Annotated in this window: 14 protein-coding genes and 1 tRNA gene; 1 reads left to right on the plus strand and 14 read right to left on the minus strand. The window is 33.6% G+C overall.

Going from position 1 to position 12,320, the window contains the following annotated elements:
* Positions 1-289 precede the first annotated feature (289 nt).
* From rpsO to ACKJXD_RS01730, 10 genes are all read right to left on the minus strand, one after another.
* Positions 290-559: a 30S ribosomal protein S15 gene (gene rpsO / locus ACKJXD_RS01685; RefSeq protein ID WP_065559597.1), complete on the minus strand. Its 270-nt coding sequence runs from the start codon at positions 557-559 to the stop codon at positions 290-292.
* Positions 560-694: 135 nt separating this feature from the next.
* A complete protein-coding gene (locus ACKJXD_RS01690; protein WP_430875340.1) occupies positions 695-1,624 on the minus strand; it encodes a LysR family transcriptional regulator in 930 nt (309 codons plus the stop codon).
* A 406-nt stretch (positions 1,625-2,030) separates the two neighbouring features.
* Positions 2,031-2,786, minus strand: a complete 756-nt coding sequence (locus ACKJXD_RS01695) for a TSUP family transporter (RefSeq protein WP_430875341.1) — start codon at positions 2,784-2,786, stop codon at positions 2,031-2,033.
* A 13-nt stretch (positions 2,787-2,799) separates the two neighbouring features.
* Positions 2,800-3,870: a chorismate synthase gene (gene aroC / locus ACKJXD_RS01700; RefSeq protein ID WP_430875342.1), complete on the minus strand. Its 1,071-nt coding sequence runs from the start codon at positions 3,868-3,870 to the stop codon at positions 2,800-2,802.
* 29 nt (positions 3,871-3,899) lie between these two features.
* On the minus strand, positions 3,900-4,793 hold the full coding sequence (gene prmB, locus ACKJXD_RS01705) for a 50S ribosomal protein L3 N(5)-glutamine methyltransferase (RefSeq protein WP_220215495.1): 894 nt from the start codon (positions 4,791-4,793) through the stop codon (positions 3,900-3,902).
* Between the two features lie 726 nt (positions 4,794-5,519).
* The gene (locus ACKJXD_RS01710) at positions 5,520-5,996 is read right to left on the minus strand and encodes a lysis system i-spanin subunit Rz (RefSeq protein WP_430875343.1); all 477 of its coding nucleotides are present in this window, start codon (positions 5,994-5,996) and stop codon (positions 5,520-5,522) included.
* The gene (locus ACKJXD_RS01715) at positions 5,996-6,436 is read right to left on the minus strand and encodes a D-Ala-D-Ala carboxypeptidase family metallohydrolase (RefSeq protein WP_430875344.1); all 441 of its coding nucleotides are present in this window, start codon (positions 6,434-6,436) and stop codon (positions 5,996-5,998) included. Before ACKJXD_RS01715 ends, ACKJXD_RS01710 begins: the two co-directional genes overlap by 1 nt.
* A gap of 16 nt (positions 6,437-6,452) precedes the next feature.
* Entirely contained in the window at positions 6,453-6,779 is a 327-nt protein-coding gene (locus ACKJXD_RS01720; RefSeq protein ID WP_294829008.1) for a phage holin family protein, read from the minus strand.
* A 346-nt stretch (positions 6,780-7,125) separates the two neighbouring features.
* Entirely contained in the window at positions 7,126-7,662 is a 537-nt protein-coding gene (locus tag ACKJXD_RS01725; RefSeq protein ID WP_220215512.1) for an antiterminator Q family protein, read from the minus strand.
* Between the two features lie 151 nt (positions 7,663-7,813).
* A complete protein-coding gene (locus ACKJXD_RS01730; protein ID WP_220215513.1) occupies positions 7,814-7,954 on the minus strand; it encodes a hypothetical protein in 141 nt (46 codons plus the stop codon).
* A gap of 643 nt (positions 7,955-8,597) precedes the next feature.
* On the opposite strand from ACKJXD_RS01730, the gene ACKJXD_RS01735 reads away from it, so the two are divergent.
* Positions 8,598-8,873 (plus strand): hypothetical protein, encoded by a 276-nt coding sequence (locus tag ACKJXD_RS01735; protein WP_220215514.1) that lies wholly within the window; start codon positions 8,598-8,600, stop codon positions 8,871-8,873.
* 96 nt (positions 8,874-8,969) lie between these two features.
* On the opposite strand, the gene ACKJXD_RS01740 is transcribed toward ACKJXD_RS01735, so the two are convergent.
* The 4 genes from ACKJXD_RS01740 to proQ form a co-directional block, all read right to left on the minus strand.
* Positions 8,970-9,057, minus strand: a tRNA-Ser gene (locus ACKJXD_RS01740).
* A gap of 71 nt (positions 9,058-9,128) precedes the next feature.
* On the minus strand, positions 9,129-9,218 hold the full coding sequence (locus tag ACKJXD_RS01745) for a YnhF family membrane protein (protein ID WP_220215515.1): 90 nt from the start codon (positions 9,216-9,218) through the stop codon (positions 9,129-9,131).
* A 37-nt stretch (positions 9,219-9,255) separates the two neighbouring features.
* The gene (gene prc / locus ACKJXD_RS01750; RefSeq protein ID WP_220215516.1) at positions 9,256-11,328 is read right to left on the minus strand and encodes a carboxy terminal-processing peptidase; all 2,073 of its coding nucleotides are present in this window, start codon (positions 11,326-11,328) and stop codon (positions 9,256-9,258) included.
* A gap of 9 nt (positions 11,329-11,337) precedes the next feature.
* The gene (gene proQ / locus ACKJXD_RS01755) at positions 11,338-12,309 is read right to left on the minus strand and encodes an RNA chaperone ProQ (RefSeq protein WP_430875345.1); all 972 of its coding nucleotides are present in this window, start codon (positions 12,307-12,309) and stop codon (positions 11,338-11,340) included.
* Positions 12,310-12,320 lie beyond the last annotated feature (11 nt).

Below are 12,320 nucleotides of genomic sequence, written 5' to 3' on the forward strand. Positions count from 1 at the left end.
AAAGCTGTTGAAATGAAAATCTCGACAGGCAGTAGTATTAAGTACAACTTATTGATTTTTTTATTTCAACTATGTAGGGTCATCAACAAAAGATTATTTCACTGTCACGACTAATGACAGATCTATAAATTATAGAGCTCTCATTAGTCGCGCGAAACATGAGATACAATCTTTTAATATGTTGATTTACAATAAACAATTTAATTTTACTTTTGAGCTGAGCATTATATCAAAGCTCAAATTTTTAACAACGAAAAAGAGGCCTAAGCCTCTTTCAAGTAGATTTTGATTAGCGACGTAAGCCTAATTTTTGAATCAATTGGTTATAACGTTCGATATCTTTACGACGTAAATAATCTAATAATTTACGACGGCTAGATACCATGCGTAATAAACCACGACGGCTGTGGTGATCTTTTTTGTGCTCGGAAAAATGACCTTGTAAATCATTAATACGTGCAGTTAAAAGAGCAACTTGAACTTCAGTTGAACCAGTATCGTTAGTTCCACGACCATATTCAGCTACGATTTTCGCTTTAGCTTCTACAGTTAGAGACATAATAAACCTCATAAAATTAATATAAAACATGGCATGTCCGATCTCTAATTCAGACACACCTCGGCATTCATATAAATATGAATTGTGCGCAATTATACTGGATTCTACCAAAATAGCAATTTGAATTGTATAGCATTAGCTTTGTTTAAGCTCAAAACCATACTCTTCTTGAATGAGTTTTTTTAACGCTTCAATATAATTTTGGGCTGACAGACTGAGTTGTACTTTTTGCGAAGTGATCCAACCAATCAAAATTTTTTCATCAACTTCAAGTGGTATGGATAAGATATCAGAACCATTTAAATCCGTACTTAACACACCTGTACTAATCGTATAACCATTTAACCCATGCAATAAATTAAACAAAGTGGCTCTATCACTCACATGAATGCTTTTTTTATGATAAACAGTACTTAAAATCTCTTCAGAAAAATAAAATGAATTATATTCCCCCTGTTCAAAAGACAAATAAGGGTAGTTTTCAAGGTCATTCAACGTTAACGATTTCATTGATGATAGTGGGTGATTGGTACTGATAAATACATGGGGTTGAGCTTCAAACAGTGGATGAAATGTTAGCCGATGTTCTTTCAGCAATCGCAGAATCACTTTTTGATTAAAATCAGTTAGATATAAAATCCCAACTTCGCTTCGTAAATTAGCCACATCAGTAATAATATCATATGTTCTGGTTTCTCTAAGGGTAAACTCATATTCATCAGTGTGATTTTTTTTGATAAGATTCACAAATGCATTAACAGCAAATGCATAGTGTTGAGTGGAAATACTGCAAAGTTGTTTTGAAGGGACTTTTTTTGAATAGTGTTGTTCTAATAATTCAGCTTGATCTAGGACTTGTTTTGCATACCCCAAAAATTCAACACCATCAGTGGATAATGAAACGCCTTTAGACGTTCGCACAAAAATTTCAATACCAAATTCCGCCTCTAATTCTTTAACTGCTGTGGAAAGACTCGGTTGGGTAATATATAAATTTTTTGCTGCTTCATTGATTGAACCTGAACGAGCAATTTCTAAAATATAACGTAATTGTTGAAGTTTCATATCATCACTTATTAAGTCTTATACGCTCATTATTAAATAATATTACGTTTACTATATACCAAAAACTTGCGTATGTGCAGTAACCTGTTGTTTTAAATTGAATGTAAGTAGTAAAAGTAATAAGATTCAATTTGTTTAAATGTGATTGGGATATATGAATAAAGGGTGAGTTGTAAATCTAAAATAATATGTTCTATGAGGAATTGTTGATAGGAATTAATGGAAGGCTCAATTTTGCAAATTGATTAAGTGAGTTAACAGGTATATTTGATGAAATATACTACTTAACATTGTTTAAATGAACAGCAACAGAATCCTTTTAATTTAATACTAAATTATATGTACAATGATAATTTATTAATCGATTTAAAAAAGTTGCATTATCATTGGATGATTCTATTTGCCATTAAATAAAAAAGTTTTCATAGATTAATTTGATGCTCATAATAGTCGAAACAGTGATTAACATGGGTCTAATTAATCTGCGACCTTTAGTTACTACCATTTTTGCACCAAGCCTTGCTCCGATAAATTGACCGATTAACATAATCAGACCAATTGACCAGACGACTTCGCCACTTAAAATAAAAAAGATTAGCCCAGCTAAATTAGAAGTAAAATTTAAAACTTTGGTATGTGCGGTTGCTTTCGTTAAATTAAAACCTGCAAGGGTTATATAAGCCACAGCGTAAAATGAACCTGCACCGGGGCCAAAAAATCCGTCATAAAAACCTATTCCTAATGCTGGTATTAGTGCAAATTGAATGATAGAGAACCGACTTTTACGATCATCTTCACCTACTTTTGGCGAAAGTAAAAAATAAATGCCCACGCTAATAGTTAGTATGGGTAGTAAAAGTTTTAAAAATTCAGCTTGAATATGGATGACTGAAATCGTACCTATAGCAGAACCAATAAAGGCAAATGCAATCGCCCACTTTTGCTGTTTTAAATCAACCATGCGTTGACGAATAAAATAGAGACTTGCGGAAAAAGATCCACCACAACTTTGTAATTTATTTGTTGCTAAAGCACTAGCAGGAGGCAATCCAACAGCTAATAAAGCTGGCACAGTTAATAAGCCTCCACCACCAGCGATGGAATCAATAAAGCCGGCTAAAATGGCGATGGCAAATAATAAAACGAGTATTTCATAACTCATAAACGATTGCTCATCATAAATTGACATCGCTGCATTGTGCCCGATAACGGAGATAGTGATCCATAAGAACAATAGCCACCATTGCCTCTGCTATCGGAACCGCACGTATACCTACACATGGGTCATGTCGCCCATGAGTAGAAACGTCAACCGATTCACCAAATACATTTATCGAACGACCTGATATTTCGATACTTGGCGTGGGTTTCAGCGCAATATTGGCGATAATCGTTTGCCCGGAACTTATCCCGCCTAAGATACCACCAGCATGGTTAGATAAAAAACCATTTGGTGTGATTTCATCTCGATTTTCACTTCCTCGTTTAGTGACAACCGCAAATCCGTCGCCAATCTCTACCCCTTTTACTGCATTAATGCTCATTAAAGCATGGGCGAGTTCAGCATCTAATTTATCAAAAACAGGTTCCCCCAATCCTACTGGAACATTTTCAGCCACAATACACACTTTAGCACCAATCGAATCTCCTTCTTTTCGTAACGATCTAAGCAATTGATCGAGCGATTCAAGTTTCGATTCATCTGCACAAAAAAATGGATTTTGTTCAACTTGCTGCCAATCTTTTAATTCGCACACAATATCTCCCATTTGTGCCAAATATCCACGTATTTGAATACCGAATTTTTCATGTAGATATTTTTTGGCTATTGCTCCTGCAGCAACACGCATCGCTGTTTCACGGGCAGAGGAGCGCCCTCCTCCCCGATAATCTCTTATCCCATATTTGTTGTGATAAGTGTAATCTGCATGGCTAGGTCGAAAAATATCTTTTATTTGGCTATAGTCTTGCGAACGTTGATCGGTATTTTCAATCATTAAACCAATGCTGGTACCCGTTGTTAGACCTTCAAAAACACCTGATAATATTTTAACTTGATCAGGTTCTCTGCGTTGAGTTGTATAACGAGATGCGCCTGGACGACGGCGATCTAGATCTATTTGTAAATCTGATTCCGTTAATGTAAGGCCTGGTGGTACACCGTCGACAATACATCCTAATGCAACGCCATGTGATTCACCAAAGGTTGTGACTTTAAATAATTTTCCGATTGAGTTTCCAGACATAATAACCTTATTCCGATTAATGCATAAATTTATTTAAAATAGTGATGATATTTAATCAAGTCTTGTTGTGTTATGGAAAACACGCCGAAACCACCACGCTCAAAGTCTATCCAATTGAATGGAACATCTGGATATTGTTCTTGCAAACTAATCCAACTATTCCCTACTTCACAAATAAGAACGCCTTCAGGTGTTAAATAATTTGTTGCATCATGCAAAATTCGTTTTACTAAATCCAATCCATCAAATCCAGCTTCCAGCGCCAGTTTCGGTTCATATAAATATTCTTCAGGTAAATCATTCATATCCTCATCATCAACATAAGGTGGATTGGAGACAATGAGATCGTACTGTTTTACCGGTAAATCATCAAAAAGATCCGATAAGATAGGCGTAACTTGAAAGTTCATTTCGTGCAAATTGATATTGGTTTGAGCAACATCAATTGCCTCAAGCGAAATATCAGTAATATCAACATGCGCTTCTGGAAAAGCATAAGCACAAGCAATACCAATGCAACCACTCCCGGTACAAAGATCTAAAATATTTCGAGGCGGTGTGGTTAGTAGCGTTTTAAAATGATTATCAATTAATTCACCAATCGGTGAACGAGGTATTAAAACTCGTTCATCAACATAAAAGCTATGCCCACAAAACCACGCTTGATTCGTTAAATAAGGAGTTGGAACACGATCGTCAATTCGCTTTTGAATAATATCAAACAGAAACTGCCTTTCTTCTTCCGTCAGATTGGCTGCGTAAAATTCTGGAGGAATAGATAATGATAAGCCTAAACTGGCTAAAATAAGTTGTTTTGATTCATCGATAGGATTATCCGTTCCATGTCCTAAATAAATATCTGATTGACTGAGTTGTGAAGTTGTCCAGCGAATAAAGTCCTGAACGGTACTTAAGTTTTCCATAATGGCTCCAAAAGATCGAGGAGAGGGAGATATTAATTATTACTTCAGGGCTACTTTACTCAAACAAAAATTGCCAAGCAAACGTAATCATCACTTCTGAGATGGAGGCTAAACCTATTAGTTCTTACTTTTCAAAAAATACTACTCATGTCGAAAAGGAAGTTCTAGCAAATGATTGTTAATCAGACTACTAGTTATAGCTGTAGTTCCAGAAAATACCTGAAATAATCGAAAAATAAAATTTACTGTTTTAATTCTAGTAAATATTAACAAAATAATTCAATTTGTCCAATTTTGCTTTCACGCAGTTAGGATAAAAATTAGAAACTATTTGCTCTAGAAAAAGGTTTAAATAGTGTTCAGATTCAATATACGTATCGTAAATGAGTATTCTCCTTTTAATTTATTTAACGGGGGTTATCTTCATTAATATTAACAAAAATTATTTGTTAACATTGAGGATAATGGTTTTTAAAAATTTTATTTATAACGCGAACAACGCTAATTACATGTTTAGTCAATAAAACTGAAAAAAATTATTATTTAATCAGTTGATTAACATGTCATTATCAAAACATATGAAATATGCATCTATTTTATTGCACATTTATCCAATAATTTTATATTAACTCACAATTAAAATAATAATGTGCAATACGTGATCTTCATCACGTATTCAATAATGTTTAATTAATTTATGTTGCTAGAGTCTTTAAAAGGTATCAATTAGTGACTACACATAAATTGCGTATTGTTTTTGGGTGCAATCTCCTGACAATAATATTGCTGCCAACCTTCAATTATGGCTCGGTTATAGCCGATTGCGTTGGTGAGACGGTAATAATCTTGTTGAGAAGACTTTGCAAGTCGTAAGGCTTGCTCAGCAATATCGCCGGTGGCGGCACTATTTCGTTCAAGGGTGGCGACTTTGATGCGCAACTCGACAAGACCATTATCCACATCATCACGTAAACTGTCTGTTTTAACCTGTTCATCTTTTATTGTCTCAATGATAGTTGACTCAATTTGTTTAATGGCATTATTATTTTGTTGATATGCTTTAAATTGCGCTTCTAACGTAAGGGTTTTAGTGATAGCTATTTGTTCATCCTTCCAACAGCGATACGCAAAATAGAGCGCAAAAAAAGTGATAAAAATACAACAATACGGTAATATTTTAGGGAGTAACGTAAACTTGCTCATCACATCAAACCTTTTAAATACACTGTTTTACCGCCATTTTTAACTGCAGTGAGTACTATTTGACGGTTTTTGGTTGGACTAAATCCGATATGCACCCATTGATTATGCTCCTGAATAAGCTTGTCAAACACGACCCCTGCATCTATCAATCGTTGACAGATTTGTTTCGGTGTGCCGAATGGCGAACGGAAGTCAACCGCCAAACCTTGAGTATGTGCACTACTTGCCACCCCGCCTACCCGGGCATTTAATGCCGGACAACGGTAACCGGAAGTAATGATGATTGGGTGCTCAAGGGCTTTTCTGACCAGTTCAAGTTTTATTGCTGTTAATTGGATATTGGGCATCAGTGCTGCCGGTACTGAATTGTCTATTTTTAGTCGACTGGCGGTCAGTGAATAAGTAAACTCTTCCAGTTTGAAGTGTTCAGTCAATTTCATTTGTTTTAATTTCCTCTCAATTATCATGTCCACGTGTTTTTTTTAATAATTGTTCTTCAAGTGTTTTGATTAATGTGGCACCTGACCATCCCGCTAACCCAGCCACACCGCCAGCCAGTTCAAACTGCCAGTTAAAGTAACTTGCCGCTAGCAAAACCAAACCGCCAGCAAAAGTTGAAATAAAGATCTGAGCAATTAAAATCATCAGATTGAACTTATTACCATTGATAATTTGATAGCAATAACTTGCAAGTGAACCAAGTAAAGTGATAAAAAATAAATAAACGACAACATACCAATTGATATGGTCAGGCTCTTTGATTGGCATAGGTTTCATCTTCATCGTGAGCCTCCTGCTGAGGCAGTTAAAAATAAGAAAGGGTTACGCAGCACTTATGTATAAATTATTTTCTGAGATTGCTCTGCGAACCCGTTGAATTGTGATAACTGATAGTTAAATCGTAGACATAAAAAAACCGCAATGAAGCGGTTTAATAAAAAAGACTTATATTAAAGAAGTTTATTTAATTTATTTTGATTATTTTATATGAATAAACAGGATGTTAAATAACATATTGCAAATTAAAGGCAATAAAAAAGCCCGCTTAGCGGGCTTAAGTAACAATTCTTGATTTTGAGATAATTATACATACATTAGCGTACGTTGTCAAGATTAACTATCCCATTTTTTAAAACACTAAATGTTGCAATAACTCCAGTTCAGTGCCGGTTAACATCGTTTGCATCGATAATGCACCAATAATGTAACTTTCACCACTACTTTTTATTTTTCGGATATTACCTTCACTACAAGCTAAATCCTGAGCTATTTGACGTAAATTTTTAGGTTTAATGATTAATGTAGACGATTTTTGTGTTTTATTTCTTTCGATATAAATATGATCATCGACAATCATTTCATCACCATAATAGAATTTGATGAGAACTTTCGCTTCTTCTTTTATTTTCGCTATTTTGCTATTTTTCATTGTCGAGATAATTGCATCAATAATTAATCCATCTTTATCTAAACAGACTTGTTTATATTCCTTTTTCTGTGATTGATAAAGACTAAAACCTTTTCGTTGTATGTAAGCTTCTTTTCTAGCCCAATTACCCCATCTGGTTAATACTTGAGTAATATCATAATCAGCGTTCAAGCTTACTTTATTGAGCCATTGTTTCGGGGTAGGACATTCTTCAACATTGATCTGTTTTGCTAGCATTATTCACCTCAGGTATTATTTTATTTCTAATCAAAAATTTGTATTTATGCGTCAGTAATAGTTATTTAAATTATTAATCCGCTATTTATTTGCTTGCTGCTTTTATTAACTTTGTTATTAACATGCTTGTTCATTGAATGAAAAATTAAAATCAGCGCTTAAACTCTTCCTTTACTTTATTAAGTTCATATTGATTAATATGTCTTCGACGGTATTCATAAAGTTGTTCAATAAGTTTTTCTGCTTCTTTTATTTTTTCATCAATAGCATCTAATTGTTGTTGAGGCGTCATTTTTTTTCTTCCATTCTGATAATTTATGTTATTAATGTTATCAACAATAAACGGCAAAATCAATAACTATTGTTATTTAAATTTAACTTTAACAATATAATTTTATACAAAAACAGAGATAATTTATTTAAAATCAATTAAATGAAATAAAAATGTTTATTTGCATCTATTAAAATTCGATAACAAATCCTTTTTTGATAACTTTAGATATTGACACATTTAATAACTTATATTATCATAATCACCATCAAAACTAATTGAGTTACCAAAAAATTAGCAATACTTCGAGTTACTAGTGGGGTAATAAGATTCAAGTAGCTAGCAGGGGCATATGAACATTCTGCAGTTTTGATGAGATATTGAAAGAACAATTCATTTAATATGATTGTTATTAGATATCTGATAAGTGAAACAATGGTTACATTTCACACTCTTTTGCCCCGAAATCGGGGCTTTTTTAGAGGTTATTATGACTAATCGAGATTTTGTAAAAACAGAGAGAAGATTAAAAGATCGATTTCACAATGATTATCAATTAACACACAGTGAAATTCAATTTGCCCTTTTGTGTACTTTTATTCTAATTATCGGTAGTTTATTTGGATTTTTTTATTGGATTTTACAAATTGCAACGAGTTAAGTGATGAATAGATTATATCAGTTAGTTGAGAATGGCTATGAGCGAAATTATTGGAAAATGATGGAGCGCATTGAGGCTCAAGATGCGATAGAAGAATGGATTGATGAACGAGCGTCTACACTTATTAAAAACTTTAGTAATGAAAATGATTGTCAAATACTTGAACTGATAAAATCAAAGCTCGATAATCACGCTGTTAATGTTGATATTTACCATCAGTTCATTATTGATATTTGTTATTCGCAAGCTAAACAAGAATTAAATAATAAATTATATTAATTGATAAGTCACTTTATTCAAACTAACTAAATTTTCATAATGAGTTTATAAAACAATCAAATAGAATTCTGATAACTCATAAGTTTGAATAATATATGGCGGTGAGGAAGGGATTCGAACCCTTGATACGTTGCCGTATACACACTTTCCAGGCGTGCTCCTTCAACCACTCGGACACCTCACCGTTTTATAGAGCCTGCTTTATATTGGCAGGCTGCATACTATAATGATCGTAACAAAATTTTTCAAGTATTTTTAATTCATGCACACAATAATACCGAAAACAGCAATCACCCCCAACGAGGCGATTACAGTTAATAATGCATATTTTAAATCTGTATTCATACTTTATCTCCTATTTTTATTTATTCGCTTTTGTTGTCTATCTTACGGAAATATTGAATGAAGTTATTTCTTCATCACCTTGCCGTAACGCAACATTTGCGTAATTTGGAACAAAATCCAGTAATATTTCAATTGCCTCATCTAAATAAGCATCGGGTTTTTTATAATCCTTAGGTAGATCTTCCATTTTTTTAATTGGCGATAAGCCAGCACGATTTAAACGCTCATTCATTCGTCGTAAATCACGATCTTCATCATTTTTTTGTTCTGCTTCACGCTCTTTCTTATTTAACGAAACAATATATTGGCTATCTTTTTTATTGTTGAATCTTTTTATATCTTGTTCAAGATAAATAAACTCAGGATTATTTGCAATTCGCGATAAATGCTCTTTTTTAAGTTTCGATAACATTGGTTTAAGATTTGCAACTTTAGTATATTTTGCCGAAGGTATCTTATCCCATGGCAAAGCATTATCTAAGAATCGTTCACCTGTTTCATCAACATACTTAGTTCTACTCATTTCAATGTCTGGTTCAACACCTTTTAACTGCGTACTACCACCGTTAATGCGATAAAATTTTTGAACCGTATATTGAACGCCACCCAATTCTGGCCAATCAGGATGTAAACTTGCATCCACTGGATAAGCAATATTTCGAGATGTTTGAACTGTACCTTTACCATAAGTCGTTTCACCTACAATTACGGCACGTCCGTAATCTTGCATTGCTGCAGAAAATATTTCGGAAGCAGACGCACTATATCGATTAACCATAACAACAATTGGACCGGAATACTTGATGCCTTTATTTTTATCGTCATAAACTGTCACTTTTTGTAAGTTATCGCGTACTTGAACAACAGGGCCTTTATCAATAAATAATCCAGTTAATAGGATAACTTCACCGAGCGAACCTCCCCCATTGTCACGCAAATCAATAACAAGACCTTTTAAGTTTTCTTTATTAGCTTGCGTTAATAATGATTCCACTTTATCTGTTAATCCAATATAGAAACTTGGAATCTCAATAACCCCGACTTTTCCTCGTTCATTATCGATGATCTTCAATTTTGCTTCTCTATCTTCGAAATGAATTTTATCGCGAGTTAATTCTATAACTTTGGGTTTACTATTGTTACCTGCTGGTAAAATTTCTAATTTAACTACTGTCCCTTTCGGTCCACGGATTTTATCAACCACATCATCTAAACGCCAACCAATCACATCTTCTATCGCAGCGTTATTTTGACCTACACCGATAATTTTATCACCCACAGCAAGTTGCTTACTTTTCTCAGCTGGACCACCAGTTACAAATGACATAATTTCAGTATAATCATCTTTTTGACTTAGGGTTGCGCCTATACCTTCTAATGATAGACTCATTTCAGAATCAAAATCACGTTTTTTACGTGGTGCCAAATAACTTGTATGAGGATCAATTTCACGAGCAAAAGCATTCATGAAAACTTGAAAAGCATCTTCAGTGTTTGATTGAACTAAAGTTCTTAATACACGGTTATAACGTTTGCTTAGTATATCTCGTATCTCTTGTTCATTTTTACCGGATAAAGATAAGCTCAGTTCATCATATTTAACTCTTTTATTCCAATAAACATCAAGTTCTTTCTCTGAACTTGCCCACGAAATATCTTCCCTTTTGAAATCGATACTATCCTTAGATGAAAAATCCATTGGGCGAGCGAGTACTTTTAAAGCATATTGATAACGTTTATATCGTTTTTGAATAGCTAGATTATAAATATCGTAAGCTAGTTTTAAGTTACCATCTAATAATTCTTGACCTATTGATTCTTGCTTACTTCTAAAACGATTAATATCACTTTGCGTAAATATCGCTTTATTTCCGTCTAATAATTTGAAATAACGATCAAAAATTTTAGCTGAAAAGGCACCATTCAAATCAAAATTACGGTAATGTGCTTGAGTAAAATAATTCGTTACTCGATTCGCTACGATTTGATGGATTTCATCTTGTTTTAAAGTGGGTAGTTGTTCAGCTGTAGGTTGCTTAGCATGAGCACTGTGGCTAACTATAAACATCACTAAGCTTAATTTTAAAATACCTTTTAATAAGTTACTCATGGCAATTCTCTATTTAATTATGTGCTCAGGTTTAACGGTTAATTGCATACCAGAGCCAACTTTTACTTTGATATGATCTTTTTCAATATTGACGATTTGTACCTTTAATGTTTTATTACTTAAACTCACTTTGACAAAATCACCAATCTGTAGAGTTTTGGGCGCTTTCTGTAAGGAAGAATGAACTAAGTTAGGTTTCAAATCTGTTCGCTTTTTAAAATTCTCTTTAGCCTTACCTTTGCTTTCTTTTAATTGTTGCTGTGCATAATCCATTTGTTGTTGGGTAATTATTTCGCCTTCGTTACCATCTAAATCAACACGATGCACGCCCGTTTTAAGACAATATAAGTATCGCCAATTATTAGTATAAACCCGTAAAGCAATGCGAAGCTTTGTTTTGCTAAGTTCTTCTTTACCGTCTAGGCGAGAAAGAATATCTTGAAAGATACCTATTTTCAGAGGTTTGGCTTCACCTTCAAGACTAAAACATTTCGGAAACTGTTGAGCCAGATAAACAATAATTTCTTTACTGTTTGTCAATTGAAATTGCTTTTCCATTCTTTTCGCCGTCTCGACTAAACTATTAGAACGAGGTGAAGAGTGCACATTTGCTCCAGTTTTATCTTTATTCTGTTTTTTAGATCGTTGTTTAGCTTTTTCTTTACTAATCTTTAGCTGCTCCTGAGCAAGATCCATCTGTTCTTGTGTAATAACTTCATGATCATGTCCATTCAAGTCTATCCGATATTTACCTGTTTTAATACTATGCAAATAACGCCAACTTGTTGTATAAGAGCGTAATGCTAAACGTAGTTTAGATTTACTCAATTCTTGATTTGAATCTAATCGTGAAAGAATATCTTCAAATATATCTATTTTTAATGGTTTAGCTTCACCTTCAAGCGTAAAACAATTAGGAAATAGTTGAGCTAAATAAGCTATAATTTCTTTATTATTTGTCAATTGAAACTGTTTTTCCATTAGTTTTTCCG

It is taken from the genome of Gilliamella sp. G0441, from assembly GCF_050589305.1.
GTDB lineage: Bacteria > Pseudomonadota > Gammaproteobacteria > Enterobacterales > Orbaceae > Gilliamella.

What these genes read in the sequence shown, in the direction of transcription:
- rpsO (WP_065559597.1), bottom strand. Translation starts at nt 559, where the DNA reads ATGTCTCTAACTGTAGAAGCTAAAGCGAAAATCGTAGCTGAATATGGT.
- ACKJXD_RS01690 (WP_430875340.1), bottom strand. Translation starts at nt 1,624, where the DNA reads ATGAAACTTCAACAATTACGTTATATTTTAGAAATTGCTCGTTCAGGT.
- ACKJXD_RS01695 (WP_430875341.1), bottom strand. Translation starts at nt 2,786, where the DNA reads ATGAGTTATGAAATACTCGTTTTATTATTTGCCATCGCCATTTTAGCC.
- aroC (WP_430875342.1), bottom strand. Translation starts at nt 3,870, where the DNA reads ATGTCTGGAAACTCAATCGGAAAATTATTTAAAGTCACAACCTTTGGT.
- prmB (WP_220215495.1), bottom strand. Translation starts at nt 4,793, where the DNA reads ATGGAAAACTTAAGTACCGTTCAGGACTTTATTCGCTGGACAACTTCA.
- ACKJXD_RS01710 (WP_430875343.1), bottom strand. Translation starts at nt 5,996, where the DNA reads ATGAGCAAGTTTACGTTACTCCCTAAAATATTACCGTATTGTTGTATT.
- ACKJXD_RS01715 (WP_430875344.1), bottom strand. Translation starts at nt 6,436, where the DNA reads ATGAAATTGACTGAACACTTCAAACTGGAAGAGTTTACTTATTCACTG.
- ACKJXD_RS01720 (WP_294829008.1), bottom strand. Translation starts at nt 6,779, where the DNA reads ATGAAGATGAAACCTATGCCAATCAAAGAGCCTGACCATATCAATTGG.
- ACKJXD_RS01725 (WP_220215512.1), bottom strand. Translation starts at nt 7,662, where the DNA reads ATGCTAGCAAAACAGATCAATGTTGAAGAATGTCCTACCCCGAAACAA.
- ACKJXD_RS01730 (WP_220215513.1), bottom strand. Translation starts at nt 7,954, where the DNA reads ATGACGCCTCAACAACAATTAGATGCTATTGATGAAAAAATAAAAGAA.
- ACKJXD_RS01735 (WP_220215514.1), top strand. Translation starts at nt 8,598, where the DNA reads ATGAATAGATTATATCAGTTAGTTGAGAATGGCTATGAGCGAAATTAT.
- ACKJXD_RS01745 (WP_220215515.1), bottom strand. Translation starts at nt 9,218, where the DNA reads ATGAATACAGATTTAAAATATGCATTATTAACTGTAATCGCCTCGTTG.
- prc (WP_220215516.1), bottom strand. Translation starts at nt 11,328, where the DNA reads ATGAGTAACTTATTAAAAGGTATTTTAAAATTAAGCTTAGTGATGTTT.
- proQ (WP_430875345.1), bottom strand. Translation starts at nt 12,309, where the DNA reads ATGGAAAAACAGTTTCAATTGACAAATAATAAAGAAATTATAGCTTAT.